This is a genomic window from Streptomyces seoulensis, from assembly GCF_022846655.1.
GTDB lineage: Bacteria > Actinomycetota > Actinomycetes > Streptomycetales > Streptomycetaceae > Streptomyces.
The window spans coordinates 3381871-3399919 of sequence record NZ_AP025667.1 but is presented as its reverse complement, the minus strand read 5'-3'; the positions used below and the strand labels follow the sequence as shown (position 1 = coordinate 3399919).

Annotated in this window: 18 protein-coding genes; 10 read left to right on the top strand and 8 right to left on the bottom strand. The window is 72.7% G+C overall.

Annotation, left to right across the window (positions count from 1 at the left end; all coding sequences use genetic code 11):
* Nucleotides 1-78: 78 nt before the first annotated feature.
* The 5 genes from HEK131_RS15730 to HEK131_RS15710 all read right to left on the bottom strand — a co-directional run bounded on the left by HEK131_RS15730 (nt 79) and on the right by HEK131_RS15710 (nt 3122).
* The gene (locus tag HEK131_RS15730) at nt 79-828 is read right to left on the bottom strand and encodes an anti-sigma factor (RefSeq protein ID WP_244335787.1); all 750 of its coding nucleotides are present in this window, start codon (nt 826-828) and stop codon (nt 79-81) included.
* Nucleotides 825-1409: a sigma-70 family RNA polymerase sigma factor gene (locus HEK131_RS15725; RefSeq protein WP_217461640.1), complete on the bottom strand. Its 585-nt coding sequence runs from the start codon at nt 1407-1409 to the stop codon at nt 825-827. The genes HEK131_RS15730 and HEK131_RS15725 overlap by 4 nt, the downstream gene beginning before the upstream one ends.
* Before the next feature lie 123 nt (nt 1410-1532).
* Complete coding sequence (locus tag HEK131_RS15720; protein ID WP_244335786.1) at nt 1533-1883, bottom strand: hypothetical protein; 351 nt, start codon at nt 1881-1883, stop codon at nt 1533-1535.
* Nucleotides 1876-2505, bottom strand: coding sequence for an Asp23/Gls24 family envelope stress response protein (locus HEK131_RS15715; protein WP_244335785.1), 630 nt, complete (start codon nt 2503-2505; stop codon nt 1876-1878). Before HEK131_RS15715 ends, HEK131_RS15720 begins: the two co-directional genes overlap by 8 nt.
* Nucleotides 2502-3122: an RNA polymerase sigma factor gene (locus tag HEK131_RS15710; RefSeq protein ID WP_432215636.1), complete on the bottom strand. Its 621-nt coding sequence runs from the start codon at nt 3120-3122 to the stop codon at nt 2502-2504. The genes HEK131_RS15715 and HEK131_RS15710 overlap by 4 nt, the downstream gene beginning before the upstream one ends.
* Nucleotides 3123-3383: 261 nt before the next feature.
* Here HEK131_RS15710 and HEK131_RS15705 point away from each other — a divergent pair, with 261 nt between their 5' ends.
* From HEK131_RS15705 to HEK131_RS15675, 7 genes are all read left to right on the top strand, one after another.
* Nucleotides 3384-3890 (top strand): Asp23/Gls24 family envelope stress response protein, encoded by a 507-nt coding sequence (locus HEK131_RS15705; RefSeq protein ID WP_217461637.1) that lies wholly within the window; start codon nt 3384-3386, stop codon nt 3888-3890.
* Between the two features lie 56 nt (nt 3891-3946).
* Nucleotides 3947-4132 carry a hypothetical protein gene (locus HEK131_RS15700; protein ID WP_217461636.1) on the top strand — a complete coding sequence of 62 codons (186 nt, stop codon included), beginning with the start codon at nt 3947-3949 and terminating at the stop codon, nt 4130-4132.
* Nucleotides 4129-5076 carry a DUF6286 domain-containing Asp23/Gls24 family envelope stress response protein gene (locus HEK131_RS15695; RefSeq protein WP_244335784.1) on the top strand — a complete coding sequence of 316 codons (948 nt, stop codon included), beginning with the start codon at nt 4129-4131 and terminating at the stop codon, nt 5074-5076. The genes HEK131_RS15700 and HEK131_RS15695 overlap by 4 nt, the downstream gene beginning before the upstream one ends.
* Nucleotides 5076-5657 (top strand): hypothetical protein, encoded by a 582-nt coding sequence (locus tag HEK131_RS15690; protein ID WP_244335783.1) that lies wholly within the window; start codon nt 5076-5078, stop codon nt 5655-5657. Before HEK131_RS15695 ends, HEK131_RS15690 begins: the two co-directional genes overlap by 1 nt.
* Nucleotides 5647-6537 (top strand): YihY/virulence factor BrkB family protein, encoded by an 891-nt coding sequence (locus HEK131_RS15685; RefSeq protein ID WP_244335782.1) that lies wholly within the window; start codon nt 5647-5649, stop codon nt 6535-6537. The genes HEK131_RS15690 and HEK131_RS15685 overlap by 11 nt, the downstream gene beginning before the upstream one ends.
* Before the next feature lie 467 nt (nt 6538-7004).
* Nucleotides 7005-7949 (top strand): sensor histidine kinase, encoded by a 945-nt coding sequence (locus HEK131_RS15680; protein ID WP_244335781.1) that lies wholly within the window; start codon nt 7005-7007, stop codon nt 7947-7949.
* The gene (locus HEK131_RS15675; protein ID WP_217461631.1) at nt 7946-8605 is read left to right on the top strand and encodes a response regulator; all 660 of its coding nucleotides are present in this window, start codon (nt 7946-7948) and stop codon (nt 8603-8605) included. Before HEK131_RS15680 ends, HEK131_RS15675 begins: the two co-directional genes overlap by 4 nt.
* Here the strand turns inward: HEK131_RS15675 and HEK131_RS15670 are convergent.
* Complete coding sequence (locus HEK131_RS15670; RefSeq protein ID WP_244335780.1) at nt 8580-9827, bottom strand: cation:proton antiporter; 1248 nt, start codon at nt 9825-9827, stop codon at nt 8580-8582. The genes HEK131_RS15675 and HEK131_RS15670 overlap by 26 nt on opposite strands.
* Nucleotides 9828-10133: 306 nt before the next feature.
* On the opposite strand from HEK131_RS15670, the gene HEK131_RS15665 reads away from it, so the two are divergent.
* Nucleotides 10134-10442 carry a hypothetical protein gene (locus tag HEK131_RS15665; RefSeq protein ID WP_244335779.1) on the top strand — a complete coding sequence of 103 codons (309 nt, stop codon included), beginning with the start codon at nt 10134-10136 and terminating at the stop codon, nt 10440-10442.
* Between the two features lie 18 nt (nt 10443-10460).
* Here the strand turns inward: HEK131_RS15665 and HEK131_RS15660 are convergent, their stop codons facing one another.
* Nucleotides 10461-12857 carry a beta-L-arabinofuranosidase domain-containing protein gene (locus tag HEK131_RS15660; protein WP_244335778.1) on the bottom strand — a complete coding sequence of 799 codons (2397 nt, stop codon included), beginning with the start codon at nt 12855-12857 and terminating at the stop codon, nt 10461-10463.
* Nucleotides 12858-12946: 89 nt separating this feature from the next.
* The gene (locus tag HEK131_RS15655; protein WP_432215635.1) at nt 12947-15610 is read right to left on the bottom strand and encodes a PA14 domain-containing protein; all 2664 of its coding nucleotides are present in this window, start codon (nt 15608-15610) and stop codon (nt 12947-12949) included.
* Between the two features lie 151 nt (nt 15611-15761).
* Here HEK131_RS15655 and HEK131_RS15650 point away from each other — a divergent pair, with 151 nt between their 5' ends.
* Together HEK131_RS15650 and HEK131_RS15645 are read left to right on the top strand one after the other, a co-directional pair.
* Complete coding sequence (locus tag HEK131_RS15650; protein ID WP_244335777.1) at nt 15762-16799, top strand: LacI family DNA-binding transcriptional regulator; 1038 nt, start codon at nt 15762-15764, stop codon at nt 16797-16799.
* 159 nt (nt 16800-16958) lie between these two features.
* Nucleotides 16959-18044, top strand: a complete 1086-nt coding sequence (locus tag HEK131_RS15645) for an ABC transporter substrate-binding protein (RefSeq protein ID WP_244335776.1) — start codon at nt 16959-16961, stop codon at nt 18042-18044.
* Nucleotides 18045-18049 lie beyond the last annotated feature (5 nt).

Genomic DNA, 18049 nt, shown 5'->3' with positions numbered 1-18049 from the left:
CGGCGAAGCGACTGACGCGTAAAGAAGGAGGGGAGCCCCGGACCACCGGGGCTCCCCTCCTTCGTACGTCAGCTCCGCCTACGACGGCATGCTCAGCACCGTCACCGGAGGAGTCGTCGGCCTGGTCGAGCCACCCGCCGGTTCCACGGTCACCCCGACCCCCGAGGCGCCGTCCACCGCGCCCCGCATCAGCACGCTCTGGCTGGCGCGCGCCGGATCCATCAGACCGGCGTCGCGCATCGTCCCGCCGTCGTCGAACCAGAGCTGGTACACCTTGCCCTTGGGCGGCTCGGGCATCCGGGAGGACACGAACACCGCGCGGTCCCGCTGGGCGGAGACCACCACCGTGCCGGTACCGCCCGCCACCTTCACCGTGCGGGACCTGGCGTCCGGCGCCGCCAGCACCCCGGCCAGCTCGGCCGACTGCCGTTCCGCCTGCGCCGCCCGCTGCTGGGCGTCCTGCGCGCGCTCCCACTGCCACACCGCCGTCCCCCCGAACACGGCCGCCGCGGCCACGCACGCCGCCAGCGCCCAGCGGGCCGGGGCCGCGCCCAGGGCCCTGCTCCGGCGCACCCGCTCCACCGGGGTGGTGGTGGGCGTCAGTTGGCGCACCGAGCCGGCGCGGCGCAGCACCTGCTCCCGCATCGCCGGGCGCACCGGCACGACCGCGGCCAGCGCCAGCCGGGCCGCGGCCGCCTCGAACTCCTCCACCTCGCGGGTGCAGGAGGGGCAGCCGGACAGATGGTGCTCGAAGTCGGCACGCTCGTCGTCGGGCAGCGCGTGCAGCGCGTAGGCACCCGTCAGCGTGTGCGGATCGGTCATGGTCACGCGGTCACCCCCAGGCAGTCGCGCAGCCGGATGAGGCCGTCGCGCAGTCGTGTCTTGACGGTGCCGAGCGGCAGCGCGAGCGCCTCCGCGACTTCCCGGTAGGTCAGCCCCCGGTAGTAGGCGAGCGTCACCGACTGACGCTGGAGGTCGGTCAGCGTGCGCAGACAGCGCCGCACCTGCTCCTGCTCCAGCCGGGACTCCACCTGTTCGGTCACCTCGTCGTACTCCGGCGTACGGTCCAGCAGGGCCGCCTTGGTGTCACGGGCGGCGGCCGCCTCCACCGAGCGGACCCGGTCCACCGCGCGCCGGTGCGCGAGCGTCAGAATCCAGTTGATCGCCGTGCCCCGGTCGGGCCGGTAACGCGGCGCGGTGCGCCACACCTCCACCAGCACGTCCTGGGCCACTTCCTCCGACTGCGCCAGATCGCGCAGCACCGCCCGGACGACACCGAGCACCGCACCGGCCACCGTGTCGTAGACCGAGGCGAACGCCTCCTGGTCGCCGAGGGCCACCTCGTGCAGCAACTGCTGCAGATCCGGCTCCGCTGCCGGGTTCCTGCCGATGTAGACGGCTTCCTTCACAACTGTCCTCTCCAACGTTGCGCCGGGGCGGGGCTCTCACGACGTTCCGCGAGAGTCGTCCCCGCGTAATCCGAGGCCAGGGGGGCCGCGGATTGGTCACCCGGACGAAAACTGACGACGGGCTCAGACCAGCCCGGTGACGGTCACGGTGACCTTCGGCGGCTCCTGACCGGGTACCAGCCCGGCGAGCCGTTCCTCGGTGGCCCGTACAACGGCGCGGACCACGTCGAGGGTGCGGACGTGCCCGCGCGCGACGAGGTGGATCTCCACCCGCCACGGCCCGGCGTCGTCCGGACGGCTCACCCGCACCCCGGAAGGCGCGGCCCGGCCCCCGTTCCCGGCGCTCGCGCCGCGCGGCAGCGCCGAGCGCAGCAGCCCGCCGAGGCCGGGCCGGAGGAACGCCACCCCCGGTACGGCCTCCACGGCGGCGGCGATCTCCTCGGTGAGAGTGGTGCGCAGCGCACGGTCAGTCATCGGTCGGGTCCTCCTCGAATCCGGCCGGAACGTCCACCAGGTCGGTGATCCGGATGTCCACCGACGCGGGCCGCAGCCCCAGCCGCAGCCGGGCCTCCTCGGCCACCCGGCGCCGTACCTCCTCGGCCACCTCCTCCAGCGGCACGCCCGTCGGGGCGTGCACCTCAAGGCGCACCGTCACCTCACCGCGCGCGGACGCCTCGGGCGGGGCGATCCGGCACGAACCCGCGCGCACCCCGGCGACCGTCTCGGCGGCGGTCCGCAGGGTTCGGGCGGCGACCGCCTCCATCACCCACAGGTCCTCGTCCTCGTCCCCGAGCGGCACCGGGCGTCCCGGCCGCAGCTCCATCCGGACCACGTCCATGACACGCCGGGTCAGTGCCGAGGCGTCGTACCCGCTGTCGTCCGGGACGCTCTCCTCGCGCAGTTCCCGGACCGTCGTCTCCAGCAGCGTCAGTTCCCGCACCGCACCCGCGCAGTGCGGGCAGGCGGCGCGGTGCGGGTCGGGCGTGCCCTGCTCCCAGGCGTCCCAGACCTCGGACAGCAGCCGCCCGCAGGCGAGCCGCTCGTCGTCGCCGTCGGGCCCGCTGTACCGGTCGGGCGGGTCGGTGTGCGTGGTCATCGCCAGGCCCCCAGTGCTCGTGTCAGACAGCGTCGTGCGCGGAAGACGCGGGCGCGCACCGCCTCCTGGCTGATGCCGACCGTCTCCGCGATGAACTCGTAGGAATGTCCGTCCAGTTCGCGCAGCACCCAGCAGGCCCGCTGCTCCGCCGACAGCCGGTCCAGCTCCCGGCGCATCCCGCGCACCGCGTCCCGCGCCTCGGTGATCCGCTCGGGGGAGTCGTACTCCGGCGCCGCGACCTCACCGGCCGCCTCCAGCGACGTCACCGGCCTGCGCGCCCGCAGGACGTTCAGGCAGCGGTTGGTGACGATGCGGTAGATCCAGGTGCCGAACGAGGAGCGCCGCTGGAACTCCGGCAGCCGGCGCCACGCGCTGATGAAGGCGTCCTGTACCGCGTCCTCCGCCTCCGCGCGGTCCCCGAGCAGCCGGGTGGCGAGGCCGACCAGCGCCGGGGCGTGCTCGCGCACCAGCACCGCGAACGCCTCCTCGTCGCCCTCGGCCGCGCGCACCGTCAGCAGGTCGTCGTCCGGCCGCGCCGCCTTCGCCTCCCGTGCCGGAGTTCCGTCCGGCGCGCGTTCCGGTCCCGGATACGCGATCTGTCTGCGGGCCCCCGACACCGGGCGGCTCCTCTCCGTCGTCCTGCCCCTTCGACACCTCGAAGGCTCTTTTGTGACGCGGTATCCGCCACGCCACTTTTCTGCCGTTCCCCTCATCCGCTACTTCAGGCGCGAAAACCCAGGTGGATGCAGGTCATGGGGCGCGTCAGCGGAGGGAAAACAGGCTTCAGCGGAGAAAATCCGGGAATCCGCGTCACATTCGTGGACCGGCCGGGTCCAACGGAACGACAAAGCAGTACGGCCCACCGAGAGGACCTGGTCATGAGCGTCCAGAGCGCACCCGCCACCGGCATCGCCCCGGCGGCCGCCACCACGAAGCAGCAGGCGTCCACGACGGCCCTCGCGGGCGGCGCCACCGGAGCCGACGAGCCCGCCGCCACGCGCGGGCGGACCTCCATCGCCGATGTCGTCGTCGTCAAGGTCGCCGGTGTGGCGGCGCGCGAGATCCCCGGCGTGCACGCCATGGGCGGCGGCCTGTCCCGCACCATCGGCGCGGTCCGCGACCGCGTCCCCGGCGGCCGCTCCAACGTCGGCCGGGGCGTCAAGGTCGAGGTGGGGGAGCGGCAGACCGCCATCGACCTCGACCTCGTCGTCGAGTACGGCGTGCCGATCGCCGACCTCGCCCGCGACGTGCGGGAGAACGTCATCGACGCCGTGGAGCGGATCACCGGCCTGGAGGTCGTCGAGGTCAACGTCACCATCAACGACGTCCACCTCCCCGAGGACGAGGACGGCGCGCCGGAGACCACCACCTCCCGCGTGGCGTGACCCCCGCCCGGTCGGGGCAGGGCAGCAGCGATGAGCATGAAGAAGGGCGCGGAGAGATGGACAGAGCGCTGGTAGGGCTGATCGCCGGCATCGCGCTGGCGTTCGCGGGCTGGTTCGGCGGGTTCGGGGCGTTCCTGCTCGTGGCCGCGCTCGGCGCGGTGGGCTACGCGGTCGGGCACTGGTTCGACCGGGGCGGACGCGCCGAGGACCTGCGGCACGCCTTCGAGCGGGGCCGCCGATGACCGCCCCCGAGCGGCGCGGCACCACCACGGTCTCCGGCCGCGCCGTCCGCCGTATCGCCGGCCGCGCCGTCACCGAGGCGCTGCCCGACCGCGCCGCGCGGGCGACCGGCTCCTCGGCCTCCGTGCGCGGCGGCCGGGCCGAGGTCGCCGTCGACGTCGCGCTGCCCTACCCGGCGGCGCTCGCGCCCACGGTCCGCCGCGTCCAGGACCATGTGACCGCCCGCACCGGCGAGTTGACCGGCCTCGACGTGCGCACCGCGCGCGTCGGCGTCACCACGCTCACCCCGGACCGGCCGGCACCGGACGCACCGGCCAGGGAGGCGGCGCCCGCTGGACGCGTCCCACGCCGTTGGTGGGCGCAGCGCAGGCTGCCCCTCGGTGTGCTCACCCTGCTCGCCACCCTGACCTGCGGCGCGCTCGCCGCCGACCTGATCCTCGTGCACACCGGGCACCGCCCGGCCGCCGCCTGGCGCACCGGCGCCCTGCACTGGCTGTACGTGCACGGACCCGGCGAACCCCCGGTCACCGCGGCCGCCCTCGGCTGCGCCCTGCTCGGCGTCTGGCTGATCGTCCTCGCCGTCACCCCCGGCCGGCGCGGCCTGCTCACCGCACGCTCCGCGGCACCGGCGACCCACGTCGCCGTGGACCGCACCGCGGTCGCCGCCCTGCTCCGCGACACGGCCGCCGCGACCGAGGGCGTCGACACCGTCGCCGTACGGGTCCGGCGCCGCCGCGCCACCGTGCGCGCCGCGCTCGCCTTCGGGGACCGCGCCGCCGCCCGTGAGCAGATCACCGACGCCGCGCGCCGCGCCCTCGCCGAATGCGGCCTGCGCCGCCCGATGAAACTGCGCGTCGCCGTACGCCCCCTGCCGGTGTGGACCCCGCCCCCGGCCGAGACGGCACCGGCACCCATGGCGCTCGCGGCACCGGCCGGGGGAAGCTGATGCAGACCTCCCGCACCGTCCTCAACCGCTGCGTCCTTGCGATCACCGGCCTGGCCCTGCTGGCCGCCGGAGCCTGGCTGGCGTCCGCCGACCCGGCCCTCGGCACCGCACTGCCCGCCTGGTGGCCGGAGCCGTCCGGCGACGTCACCTTCCTCAGCCCCGCCCGCCTCCTCGACCTGCGGACCCAGGCGTGGTGGACGCCCACCGTCATGGCCGCCTCGGCCGCCCTCACCGCCCTCTTCGCGCTGTGGTGCGCCCGCCAGTTCCGCGGCGGCGGACGCGCGCTGATCACCCTGCCCGCACCCGGCGCCACCGTGCGCGCCCGCGCGCTGGAGGAGGCCGTCGCCCGCGACGCCGCAGCCCTCGACGGCGTCGCCCGCTGCCGCGCCCGCGTCCTCGCCGGACGCGGCCGCATCACCGTACGGCTGCACCTCTGGCTCCAGCCCGACACCACCCCCGACGCCGTACTCCCCGGCATCACCCGACTGCTCGGCCGGGCCGAATCGGCCGCCGCCCCCCGTCCCGTCCACGGCCGGGTCCGTCTGAGCGCCCGATCCCACCAGGTACCGCATGTCCGCTGAGCCACACGCCCCCGCCGCCACCCGCCCGCCCCGGCCCACCGAGTGGGGCGCGGCGTTGCGCCGCACACCCCTCGCCATGTGGCGCGACGACGTCTCCGACGACGCCGCCGCCCTCACCTACTACGCCATCCTGACCGTGCTGCCCGCCCTCCTCGTCACGGTCATCGCCTTCGCGCTGATCAGCCCCGGCACGGCGGAACGGTTCATCACCCAGGTCACCGCCTACGCCCCCGCCGAGTCCGGCGGCGAACTCCACGACGTACTGGGCCGCATGCTGCGCCCCGACTCCGCCATCTGGCCGCTGCTGGTCGCCGGCTCCGCCAGCGCCGTCTGGTCCGCCTCCAGCTATCTGGCGGTCTTCCGCCGCTCCCTGCACCGCATGCACCGCGTCGAGGACCACCGCTCGCCCCTGCGCAAGGCCCACCGGATCGTGCTGACCGCGCTGGGCCTGCTCGGCCTGCTCGTCGTCAGCGCGCTGGTGCTGCTGCTCACCGGCCCCGTCGCCGAGGCCGCCGGGCGCTTCTTCGGCCTCGACGCGACCGTGGCCTGGGTCTGGCGCCTGCTGCGCTGGCCCCTGCTGCTGGGCCTCGCGGTCGTCCTGATCGTGGTCGTCTTCCGCACCGGCCCCGTGCAGGCGCGTCGGCGCAGCCACAGCCTGCCCGGCGGAGTGCTCGCCGCCGCGCTGTGGATCATGGTCTCGGGGGGCTTCGCGCTCTACACCTCGGTGCTCGGCGGCTACAGCAGGCTCTACGGTTCCCTCGCCGGCTCGGTCGTCTTCCTGATCTGGCTCTGGCTGACCAACCTCGCCCTGCTCACCGGCGCCCAGTTCACCGCCGAGCTGAGCCGCACCCCGGCCGAACCGTCCCCGCCGGCCGACTGAGCGGCAGCGGCTGCGGGCCGGGTCCAGGAGCTGGGCCGCGATCCCGCTGAGCACCAGCCCCGTCGCGATCAGCAGCCCGTGGGGCAGCACGATCCCCGCCGCGAGCAGCACCCCGCCGAGCGTCAGCAGCCACCAGTACCGGGCACGGAAGGGGTGGTGGCCGGGGCGCGGCGGGGGTGCGGGTTCCTTGCGGCGGCCGTCGTACGGGCCGCTCCGGGCGAAGCGCCCCCGGACACCGGCCAGGGTCTCCTCCTCGTACACGTGCATCGGGCGCCTCCCTTCCGGTTCGCTTCCAGCGTCCCGGCCGCACCGCCGCCCGCGCCATCGGGTATGACCCCCATTTGCGTGCCCTGTGACCCGTAGGGGAGACCCGGACGGGTGCCCCCACGGATGGCGCCCCGACCGCTCCCCGCACAGGCTGTAGCTGACGGGCCCGACCGAGACCCGGCGCCGGGAGGTGAGGCGCGGTGCCCCTGTTCTGGCGGATCTTCCTGCTCAACGCCGTCGTCCTGGTCGCGGCCGCCGCCCTGCTGCTCGGCCCCGTCACCGTCTCCACCCCGGTCCTGCTCACCGAGGCCGCGATCCTCACCGCGGGCCTGGCCGCCATGCTCGTCGCCAACGCCGTCCTGCTCCGCGTCAACCTCGCCCCGCTGCACCGCCTCAGCCGCGCCATGACCACCGCCGACCTGCTGCGGCCCGGCGTGCGCCCGCCGGTCGGCGGCCACGGCGAGATCGCCGAGCTGATCACCGTCTTCAACGCCATGCTCGACCGGCTGGAGCAGGAACGGGCCACGAGCAGCGCCCGCGCCCTCTCCGCCCAGGAGGCCGAACGCCACCGCGTGGCCCAGGAACTCCACGACGAGGTCGGCCAGACCCTCACCGCCGTACTCCTCGAACTCGGCCGCGTCGCCGGCCAGGCCCCGCCCCGGCTGCGCGAGGAACTCCTCCAGGTGCAGGAGACCACCCGTACCGGACTCGACGAGGTCCGCCGCATCGCCCGCCGGCTGCGCCCCGGTGTCCTGGACGAACTCGGCCTGCCCAGCGCACTCAAGGCCCTCACCGCCGAGTTCTCCGGTCCCGGACTGACCGTCCGCCACCGGCTCTGTACCGACCTGCCCCCGCTCGGCCACGAGACCGAACTCGTCCTCTACCGCGTCGCCCAGGAAGGACTCACCAACATCGCCCGCCACGCCCACGCCCGGCACGCCGAGCTGGCCCTCACCCGCACCCCGGACGCCGTCGAGCTCCGGGTCGGCGACGACGGCCGGGGCATCGGCTGCGCCCCCGAGGGGTCGGGCCTGCGGGGCATGCGCGAACGCGCCCTGCTCATCGGCGCCCGCCTCACCGTGCGCCCCCGCCCCGGAGGCGGCACCGAGATCCGCCTCACCGTCCCCGTCCGGAGCCGCCCATGACCGCCCCGGCCCCCGCTCGCATCCTCCTCGCCGACGACCACGCGCTCGTCCGGCGCGGAGTCCGGCTCATCCTCGAGAGCGAACCCGACCTCACCGTGGTCGCCGAGGCCGACGACGGTGCCGAAGCCCTCGCCCTGGCCCGCACCCACCGCCCCGACCTGGCCGTGCTCGACATCGCCATGCCCCGGCTCACCGGTCTCCAGGCCGCCCGCGAGCTCTCCCGCACCCAGCCGGAGACCCGCATCCTCATCCTGACGATGTACGACAACGAACAGTTCTTCTTCGAGGCCCTCGCCGCCGGAGCCTCCGGATACGTCCTGAAGTCCGTCGCCGACCGCGACCTCGTCGAAGCCTGCCGCGCCACCCTGCGCGGCGAGCCCTTCCTCTACCCCGGCGCCGTGGGCGCCCTAGTCCGCGACTACCTCGAACGGGTCCGCGACGGCCGCGCGCTGCCCTCCAGGATGATCACCGGCCGCGAGGAGGAGATCCTCAAACTCGTCGCCGAGGGCCACACCTCGCAGCAGATCGCCGACCTCCTGGTCATCAGCCCCAAGACGGTCGAACGCCACCGCGCCAACCTGCTGCAGAAACTCGGCCTGAAGGACCGCCTGGAACTCACCCGGTACGCCATCAGGGTGGGCCTGATCGAACCCTGAACCACCGCTCCGCGGGAACCGGGGCCTCCTCGCAGGGCTTTGGGGCCGGTGGAGCCGGACGCACCGCTCTCATCGCGCGGGCCAGCAGATCCGCGCGTTTGGCGATGACCGGACCGAGGATCGCCAGCACCAGCACGTACCCCGCGATGAACGAGGCGAGCCGTCCGTCCAGCCCCGCGCTCGCCGCCATCGCGCCCAGGATCAGCGCGAACTCCCCGCGGGCCACCAGGGTGGTGGCGATGGCGGCGGCGGGCTCGGGACCGTACCCGTAGGTGCGGGCCACCAGCAGACCGGCGATCACGTTCATCACGATGGTCAGCCCCGCCGCCGCGGCCACCGGTCCCGCCACCGACGCGAGTCCTGCCGGGTCCAGCGCCAGCCCGAACGCGAAGAAGAAGATCGCCGCGAACGCGTCCCGCAGCGGATGCACCAGCCGCCGGATACGCGGCCCGGACGGCGTGCCCGCCAGGATCAGCCCCACCATGAACGCGCCGATCGCGTCCGCCACCCCCAGCAACTCCGACACCCCGGCCACCAGCACGGCCGCGCCCAGGAAGCTGATCACCAGCAGTTCGTCGTCACGGACCCGGATCAGCCGGCCCACCAGCCGGGTGCCGTACCGGGCGGCGGCGGCCAGCACCAACAGGAAGCCGAACGCCTTCGCCGCCTGCGACACCGTCTCCCCGACCCCTTCCGCGCCCCCGATCACCGGCTGGAGCGCGGCGAGGTACAGCGCGAGGAACAGGTCCTCCACCACGATCACGCCGAGGATCAGCCGGGTCTCCGGACGGCTGATCCGGCCCAGGTCGATGAGGATCTTGGTGACGATCGCGGAGGAGGAGATGCCGAGGACGCCGGCCAGCACCAGCGCCTCCCGCGCGCCCCAGTCGAGGGCGAAGCCGAAACCCAGGCCCGCGCCGACATTGAGCAGCAGATAGATCCCGCCCGCCGTCAGCAGCCGCCGCCCGCCGCGCCGGAGGTCGTCCAGCTTGAACTCCAGGCCCAGGTAGAACAGCAGCAGCACGAGCCCGAGCGCGGACAGCATCTCGAAGTCGCGCGGGTCCGACACCAGGGCCGGACCGGGGGTGTGCGGGCCGAGCAGCAGACCGGCCAGCATGAACAGAGGGATCGTCGGCACCCCGAAGCGGGCGCCGAGGCGGGCGAGGAAGGCGGCGGCCAGGAAGGCGCCGCCCATGGCGAGCAGGGTGTCGGCATGTCCCACGGGCCACCTTCGCCTTCCTCGCGGACGCTTCGAGGGCCCGCACCCCGGTGCGGTTCCGGGCGCGAGGCCCCACGCCGTCGGACCGTCCAGGTCCGGGTCGCGGGGGCCCTGACACCGTCGCACGCGCGAGCGCCGGACCACCATCGGTGCCGGCACCCATGCCGGGAGGTGTCCGGCACCCATACGCGGCCGCGCCGCCGTACGGCGAACGCCCCGTGACGAATTGCCGACCACCGTCCGCCGTGTTTCGTTGGGTGCTGAGCCGTCCCCGTCCCGGTGGCGGCGCCCTTGCCGGCTGGAGGAACCGTGGCCGAGAAGTTCGTGCAGATCATCGCCTTCGAGACCGACCGCATCGACGAGATGCGCACCCTGGCGATGGACATCGACAGGCGTTTCGGGGGCATGGAACACGGCCCCACCTACCAGGCCGTCCTCAAGGACAAGAACCAGGACGACCGCTACTACGAGGTGCTGGAGTTCGCCTCCCTGGAGGCAGCCGGCCGCAGCCGCCACGACCCCGAGGCCCGCGCCTTCGCCGAGCGCATGGCGGCCCTGTGCACCAGCCCGCCGTCCTTCATCGAGTGCGACCTGCTGGAGGCGTCCCGGCCGAGCTGACCGGGACGCCCGCGCCGGCTACCCGATCCGCCACAGATGGTCGTCGGTGCCGTTGTCCGCGAACTGCACGACCTGCGCGCTGTTCGCCGTGGACATGCGGTCCACGCCCAGCACCTTGCCGCTGTGCTTGTTCTGGAGCCGGAACCAGCCGTCACCGCTGTCCAGACGCCGCCACAGATGGTCGTCGGTGCCGTTGTCCTCGTACTGGACGACCAGCGCGCTGTCGGCCGTCGACATGCCGTCCACGCCCAGCACCTTGCCGCTGTGACCGTTGCGGACCAGGAACCAGCCGTCCCCCCGGTCGAGCAACTGCCAGGCGTGGTCGCCGGTCGGCGTGTCGTCGTATTGGACCACACGGGCGCTGTTGGCCGTGGACATGTTGTCCACGGCCAGCACCTTGCCGCTGTGCTTGTTCCGCACCCGCCTGAACGGCGGCTCCGGGGTCCAGGGGCGGCCGTCCGGAGCGGCGGTCGGGAAACTGCTGATCCGCAGCCGGGCCGCCCCCATCGGGACCAGCGTGACCGTCTCGACCGGAGAGGTGGAACGGGCCGGGCTCTGCTGGAGCGGCGCGACCACGTGCTCGTCGTCCGCCACCCACTCCGGGACACGGCGGGCCCGCGCCGTCAGCCGAACGGGCGTGCCCTCCAGGGTGAACGGGTTGGCCGGGACCGGACCCGCCGCCCGGACGAACTCGGGCACCGCGCCCGGCACCAGCCCGTAGTTCCACGCGGTGGTGGCGTGCACCTCGTACTCGGGGAAGGCGTCGTCGCCCGCGTAACGCACGTACCGCTCGCCGATCCGCAGCGCGTACGTCAGCGGGCCGTGCGCCACGCTGACCGCGTCCCGCTGGCCCGGCCAGGTGCGCACGGTGGTGCGCTGCGGCAGCCGCAGGGCGACCACGTCGCCGTCCGCCCAGGTGCGGTCCACGGTGACGAAGGCGGGGCCCGGCCGCGCGGCCACCGCCTGTCCGTTCACCGTGAGCACCGGGGCCGCGCACCAGCCCGGCACCCGCAGCCGCAGCGGGAAGCGGACCGCTCGGGGTGCCGACAGGGTGAGCCGGACCGTCTCGCCGAAGGGATAGTCGGTCTCCTCGGTGACGGTGACCCGCGTACCCCCGGCCACCGTGGCCGTCACCCGGCAGGGCGCGTAGAGGGCGGCCGCCAGACCCTGGTCGGGGGTGGCGAGCCACAGCTCCTCGGTGAAATTGGGCCAGCCCATCCCGTAGTTGTGCGGACAGCAGCGGTACTGGTCGACGCCCGGCTGGAACGACTGCATGGCGAAGCCGTTCTGGAACTGCCCCTGCGACTTCACCGTGTCGTCGAGGTCGACGCTGTTGGCGCTGGTGACGTAGTGCACCGCCCGGCCCTGCGGATCGAGCGAGGCGGGCAGCATGTTGAACGCCAGCTCCTCGCACCGGTCCGCCCACACCGGGTCCCCGGTGACCCGGGTGAGCAGCTCGTGGCTGGCCATGAACTCGACGATCCCGCACGTCTCGAACCCCTGCCGGGGATCACCGAAGCCGGGCCGCAGATTCTCGTCCCCGGCGAACCCGCCACCGGGGAACTGCCCGTGGGAGCCCAGCACCTGGTCGTACGTGCGGTACGTGGCACCGGTGTCGGAGGCCGAGCCGGAGAGCCGGGCGTACTGGGCCGGTTCGCGGAAGCCCTGCGCGATGTTGACGTTGTGCGCGGTGGGCAGTGGTCCGGTCCAGTCGGCGCCCCAGGTGTGCATCTTGTCGGCCAGGTCCAGCAGGAACGCGTCGCCGGTCCGCTCGTGCAGCCACAGCGCGATGTCGAGACCGTCGCCCCAGCGGGTGGAGATCCAACTGTGGTCGAAGGCGCCCTTGCCCTGGGCGTTCATGAAGGTCAGGAAGCGGGTCAGGAAGGGGATGATCCGCTGGTCGCCCGCGTACTCCTGCCAGGTGCGCAGCGCCATCAGCAGCGGCAGGAACGGCCAGAAGTCGGGGCCGCCGTCGAGCGAGGTACGCAGGGAACGCGGGCCGAAGAACCCGTCGGACTCCTGGGTGGCCAGCACCGCGTCGATCCAGCGGCGGGACCGCGCCAGCGCGTCGGCGTCCCCGGTGGCGATGGCCAGCGGGACGAAACCCCGGAGCCAGTAAGGCAGTTCCTCCCAGCCGGGCTTCTCGGGGTGCACCCAGCCGGAGGTGTCGAAGTCCAGGAAGTGCGAGCGCCGGTCGTAGCGCCCGCACAATCCGTCGAGCTGAAGCCTGAGCTGGCCGGCCAGCCAGCCGCGCGCGGTGACGCTGCCGGGCGCGAGCCGGGTGAAGGCGGCCGGGGCCGGCGCGCGGGCGGCTCTGCCCGCGGCCGGGGCGGCGTGCGCCAAGGGGCCGGACAGCGCGACCGAGCCCAGCGCCAGCGCGCCGCCGGCCAGGAAGTGACGTCGGTGGAGGGACATGCGGGCGCTCCTGGGGGGTGAGTCCGGCATGGGGGTTGCGCGGCCCGCCCCGCTGAGGCGGGGCGGGCCGGCAGGGTTCTTCAGGTGTTTCAGGAGGTGCAGGTGAGCGTGCCGTTCTCGGCGCCCTTGATCAGCGCCTCGTGCGCGGCGTGCAGCCGCGCGGTGTCGGCCTTGAGGACCTTGCGGTCGTAGGTGAGCAGGCCGTTCAGCTCGCCCTCGACGTCCGTGATCTGGGTGTACACGGCGCCGTTGCCGCCCTTGCAGGCCGCGAGCTGCTCGACCTCCTTCAGCCGGTCCAGGTAGACGTCGGTGTACGTCTCCGGGGTGACGCCCACATAGGTCATCTGGACCGGGAAGGCGTGTCCGGGAACACCCAGACCGAGGCCGCCGTACTCGCCGCTGACCAGGGCCCGTTTGCCGTCGGCCGCCGGGACCTGCGGGCTGGGATAGCCGTGGGCGTCGGCGATGTCACCGTTGCCGCCGTCCACCGCGCCGCAGCAGTTCAGGCCGCTCATGTTGTTGACGAGCCGGGTCGGGTCGAGGGACTTGGCGTAGTCCGCGATCCGCGCCTGGTCGTACTGGCCCCAGCCCTCGTTGAAGGTGACCCACATGACCACCGAGGGGTGGCTGTCGTGCTGGAGGATCATCTCCTTCAGCTCGTGCTCGTACTCGGTACGGGCCGCCGCCGACGGGTTGACCGTGTTCATCGCCGGCATGTCCTGCCAGACCATGAGGCCCAGCTTGTCCGCCCAGTAGTACCAGCGGTCCGGCTCCACCTTGATGTGCTTGCGCACCGAGTTGTAGCCGAGCTGCTTGTGCACCTTCAGGTCGTAGGCGAGCGCTTCGTCGGTCGGCGCGGTGTGCAGCCCGTCGGGCCAGAAGCCCTGGTCGAGCGTGGCCATCAGGAACACCGGCTTGCCGTTGAGTATCGTGCGCTGCTTGCCGTCGACCGTCTTGACCTCGACCGAGCGCATACCGAAGTAGCTGCCCACCCGGTCGGCGTTCGTGCCGCGGCCGACGGTGACCTTGAGCTGGTACAGGTGCGGGTCGTCCGGGGTCCACAGGTGCGGACGGGGGACGGGCACCGAGAAGGCAGAGCCGCTGGTGCCGCTCGCCCGGCCGACCTCACGGCCGCCGTCGTAGGCGACGGCCGTGACCGGCACGCCGTCGCGCACACCACGCACGTTCACCGACACCGAGCGGTTCGCCAGGTCCGGGGTGGTCTTCACGTCCTCGGCGCGGTCCCGGCCCACCGGCTCCATCCACACCGTCTGCCAGATGCCGGAGCTGGGCGTGTACCAGATGCCGCTGGGGTCGAGGCGCTGCTTGCCGATCGGCGGGTTCTCGCCGTTCGCCGAGTCGGTCGGGTCGTAGACGCCGACGATCAGCTCCTGGGGGCCGCCGTTCTTCTTCAGCGCGTCCGTGACGTCCAGGCTGAACCGGTCGTACCCGCCCTTGTGCTCACCGACCTTCTTGCCGTTGACGTAGACCACGGCCTGCCAGTCGACCGCGTCGAAGTTGAGCTGGAGCCGGCGTGAGCCGTGCACCTGCCAGTCGGCGGGGACGGCGAAGGACCGCTTGTACCACATGCGGTCCTCGTGCCGCTCGACCCCCGAGAGCTGCGACTCGACGGGGTAGGGCACCAGGATCTTCTCGCCCAGCTTCTTGCCCGTGGGCGGCTGCTCGCCCGCCTCGGCGCCCGCGAACTCCCAGGTGCCGTTGAGGTTCTTCCACTTGTCGCGGGTCAACTGCGGCCGCGGGTACTCGGGATGGGCGTTGGTGGGGCTGACCTTGTCGGCCCAGGGGGTGCGGAGCTGGTACGTGGAGCGGTTGCTGCCCGTGCTCCAGAAGTCGGAGACCTCGGCGCCGTCGGTGCCGGTCAGGCCGCCCTTGCCGTCGTAGCGCAGGTCCGCGTAGCCGCCGTGGCCGCCGACCACCGGCTCCTTGAGCGGCACGACCAGCTTGCTCGGGTCGGACGCGTCCAGGTGGGCGGTGCCGCGCGGCCAGGCGGAGCCGCCGACATCGATGTCGAGGTGGTCGTCGAACCCGGCCGGGGGAGCCTTCAGTTGCTGGGCGAAGTCCAGCACCAGGGTCTTGCCGTCCGGCTGGATGGCCGAGTCCTGCGGGCCGTTGTAGGTGAACCCGTCGGGCAGGCTGAACGCCGACTGCGGGATCGCCTCCTTGGCACCGCCGGGCGGCGTCCAGCGCACATGCAGGTTGGAGCCTCCGTAATGCTCGAAGTACTCCACCTTGATGTCGTAGGCGTGACCCGCCTCCAGGGTGACGGGCGCCGAATTCTGCTCACGGTCCCAGTCGTCCACCCAGTGGTCGATGACCGGCTTGCCGTCGATCCACAGCCGGAAACCGTTGTCGCCGGTGATCGAGAAGGTGTGCGCGCCGGTCTTGGCCGGGGTGAGCCGGCCGGTCCAGCGCACGCTCACGTCGTCCTGCTGCCCGGCGCGGGCCTTCAGCCGCGGTTCGAGGTCGGCGAAGTCGAGCGAGGGGTCGAAGGAGGTCGCCTTCAGCGCGGCGAAGTCGAAGGCGCCGGAAGCCGACTGGGTGTAGTACTCACCCTTGAGGCCGTGAGCCTCCGCCGGGCCGTCGGCCTTCGGAGCGGCCGGGGACGCCGGGGACGCCGGGGACGCCTGGGACGCCTGGGACGCGGCGGCGCCGGAGACGACGAGCGTCAGAGCGGTGAACGCGGAGGCCAGCCAGCGGTGCGGGCCGGACCTGCGGCGAGGGGATGGTGGCACGAGTACCTCCGGGGGGAACGGAGTTGCGGGTGCGTGCTCTGCCCGTGCTCCAGCACATCTTGTATAACGTTGGAAACAAGGGCAGTTGGCATGAGAACACGCCTCCTGCGCTCTGTCCAGGTGTCTGACACGAGGCGTGGGAGGACTGAGGATGCGCGTGAGTCTGAAGGACGTGGCCGAACGTGCGGGGGTCTCCGTGAAGACCGTCTCCAACGTGGTCAACGACTATCCGCACGTCACCCCGGCCATGCGGGCCCGTGTCCAGTCGGCCATCGACGAGCTGGGCTACCGGCCGAATCTGACCGCTCGTCACCTGCGCAAGGGCCGCACCGGGATCATCGGTCTGGCCGTACCGGAACTCGGCAACTCCTACTTCGCGGAACTCGCCGGCGCCGTCATCGACGCCGCCGCCCAGCACGAGTACACCGTCCTGCTCGACCACACCCAGGGCCAGCGCGAACAGGAGATCCTGGTCTGCCAGGGCTTTCGCGCAAGGGTCATGGACGGCCTGATCCTCAGCCCCCTGGAGCTGGAGACCGAGGACCTCGCCGCCCGCCGCGACGACGCGCCCCTGGTCCTGCTGGGCGAGCGCCGCTACGACCTGCCCTACGACCACATCGTCATCGACAACATCGCCGCCGCCCGGGCCGCCGTACGCCATCTGCTCGCCCTCGGCAGGCGCCGCATCGCCTTCCTCGGCGCCCGCCAGGACCGCATGCACCAGCCCGCCCACCTGCGCTTCATCGGCTGGCAGGCCGAACTGGCCGCCTCCGGCGTGGTGGTGGACGACCGGCTCGTCGCCTCCACCAGCGGCTGGGGCCACGAGGACGGCGCGCGCGCCATGGCCGAACTGCTGGACTCCGGCGAGCGCCCGGACGGGGTGTTCGCCTACAACGACCTGGTCGCGCTCGGCGCGATGCGGGTGATGTTCGAGCGGGGCCTGAGGGTGCCCGAGGACATCGCGGTGGTCGGCTTCGACGACGTCACCGAGTCCCGGTACGCCGCCGTCACCCTGACCACCGTCTCCCCGGACAAGGAGGCCATCGCCCGGCTCGCCGTGGAGTCCGTCGTCGGCCGGCTCAAGGGCGACCAGAACCACGAGACCCCACGGGCCGCGCGCCTGCTCCAGCCCGGCTTCACCCTCGTGGAACGGGAGAGCACGCTCGGACGGCGCCCGTACTCGGCCTGACCAGTGCAAACCCCTTTCCATGGGCCGCAGTTGGCACCCATACCGGTTCGGTGTCGTCCCGCGCAGGGTGTTTACACGGCACTTCCAACGATGTAAAAAGCATCCTGATCTGGTCACCGCCGGACCGGCCTTCCGCAGTCCCGAAGTGGGGTAATCCGCATGAAGCCGCACTCCCGCACCACCACCAGAAACATCCTCGCCGTGGGGCTCGTCGCCGGGCTGGCGCTGGTCACCGGCTGTACCAAGTCCGAGAGCGACAATTCAGCCCCCTCGCAGACGAGCAGCGCGGGCGGCGACGCGGGCAAGCAGGTCGCCGAGAGCGGCGGCGGCAAGACCTGCGCGATCGGCGACTACGGCGCCGACAAGCTCGACCTGAAGGACGCCGTCGTCGGCTTCTCCCAGTCCGAGAAGGAGGCCAACCCGTTCCGCATCGCGGAGACCGCCTCCATCAAGGCCGAGGCCGACAAGCGCGGCATCAAGCTGCTCACCGCCAACGCCCAGTCGCAGTTCTCCAAGCAGATCAGCGATGTGCAGGACCTCATCGCCAAGGGCGCCGAGCTGCTCGTCATCGCCCCGCTGAACTCCGACGGCTGGGAGCCGGTGCTCCGCTCCGCCCAGGCCAAGAAGATCCCGATCATCACCATCGACCGGCAGATCAACGCCGCGCCCTGCAAGGACTACGTCAGCTTCATCGGCTCCGACTTCGTCGCCCAGGGGCGGCGCGCGGCCGACCAGTTGATCGAGGCCACCGGCGGCAAGGGCGAGATCGCCATCCTGCTCGGCGCGGCCGGCAACAACGTCACCACCGAGCGGACCAAGGGCTTCGAGGACCGCGTCAAGGCCAAGGCCCCCGGACTCAAGGTCGTCTTCAAGCAGACCGGCGAGTTCACCCGCGAGAAGGGCCAGTCGGTCACCGAGCAGCTCATCCAGTCCAAGCCCGGCATCAAGGCGATCTACGCCGAGAACGACGAGATGGGCCTCGGCGCGGTCAACGCCCTCAAGGGCGCGGGCAAGAAGCCGGGCGCGGTGAAGATCGTGACCATCGACGGCACCCGCAACGCCGTACAGGGCATCGCGGACGGCTGGATCAGCGCCGTCATCGAGTCCAACCCGCGCTTCGGGCCGCTGGCCTTCGCCACCCTGGACTCCTTCACCCAGGGCAAGCCGGTCGGCGAGGACATCGTCATCCAGGACAGCCAGTACACCGGCGCCAACGCCAAGGCCGACCTGAACAAGGCCTACTGAGCGCC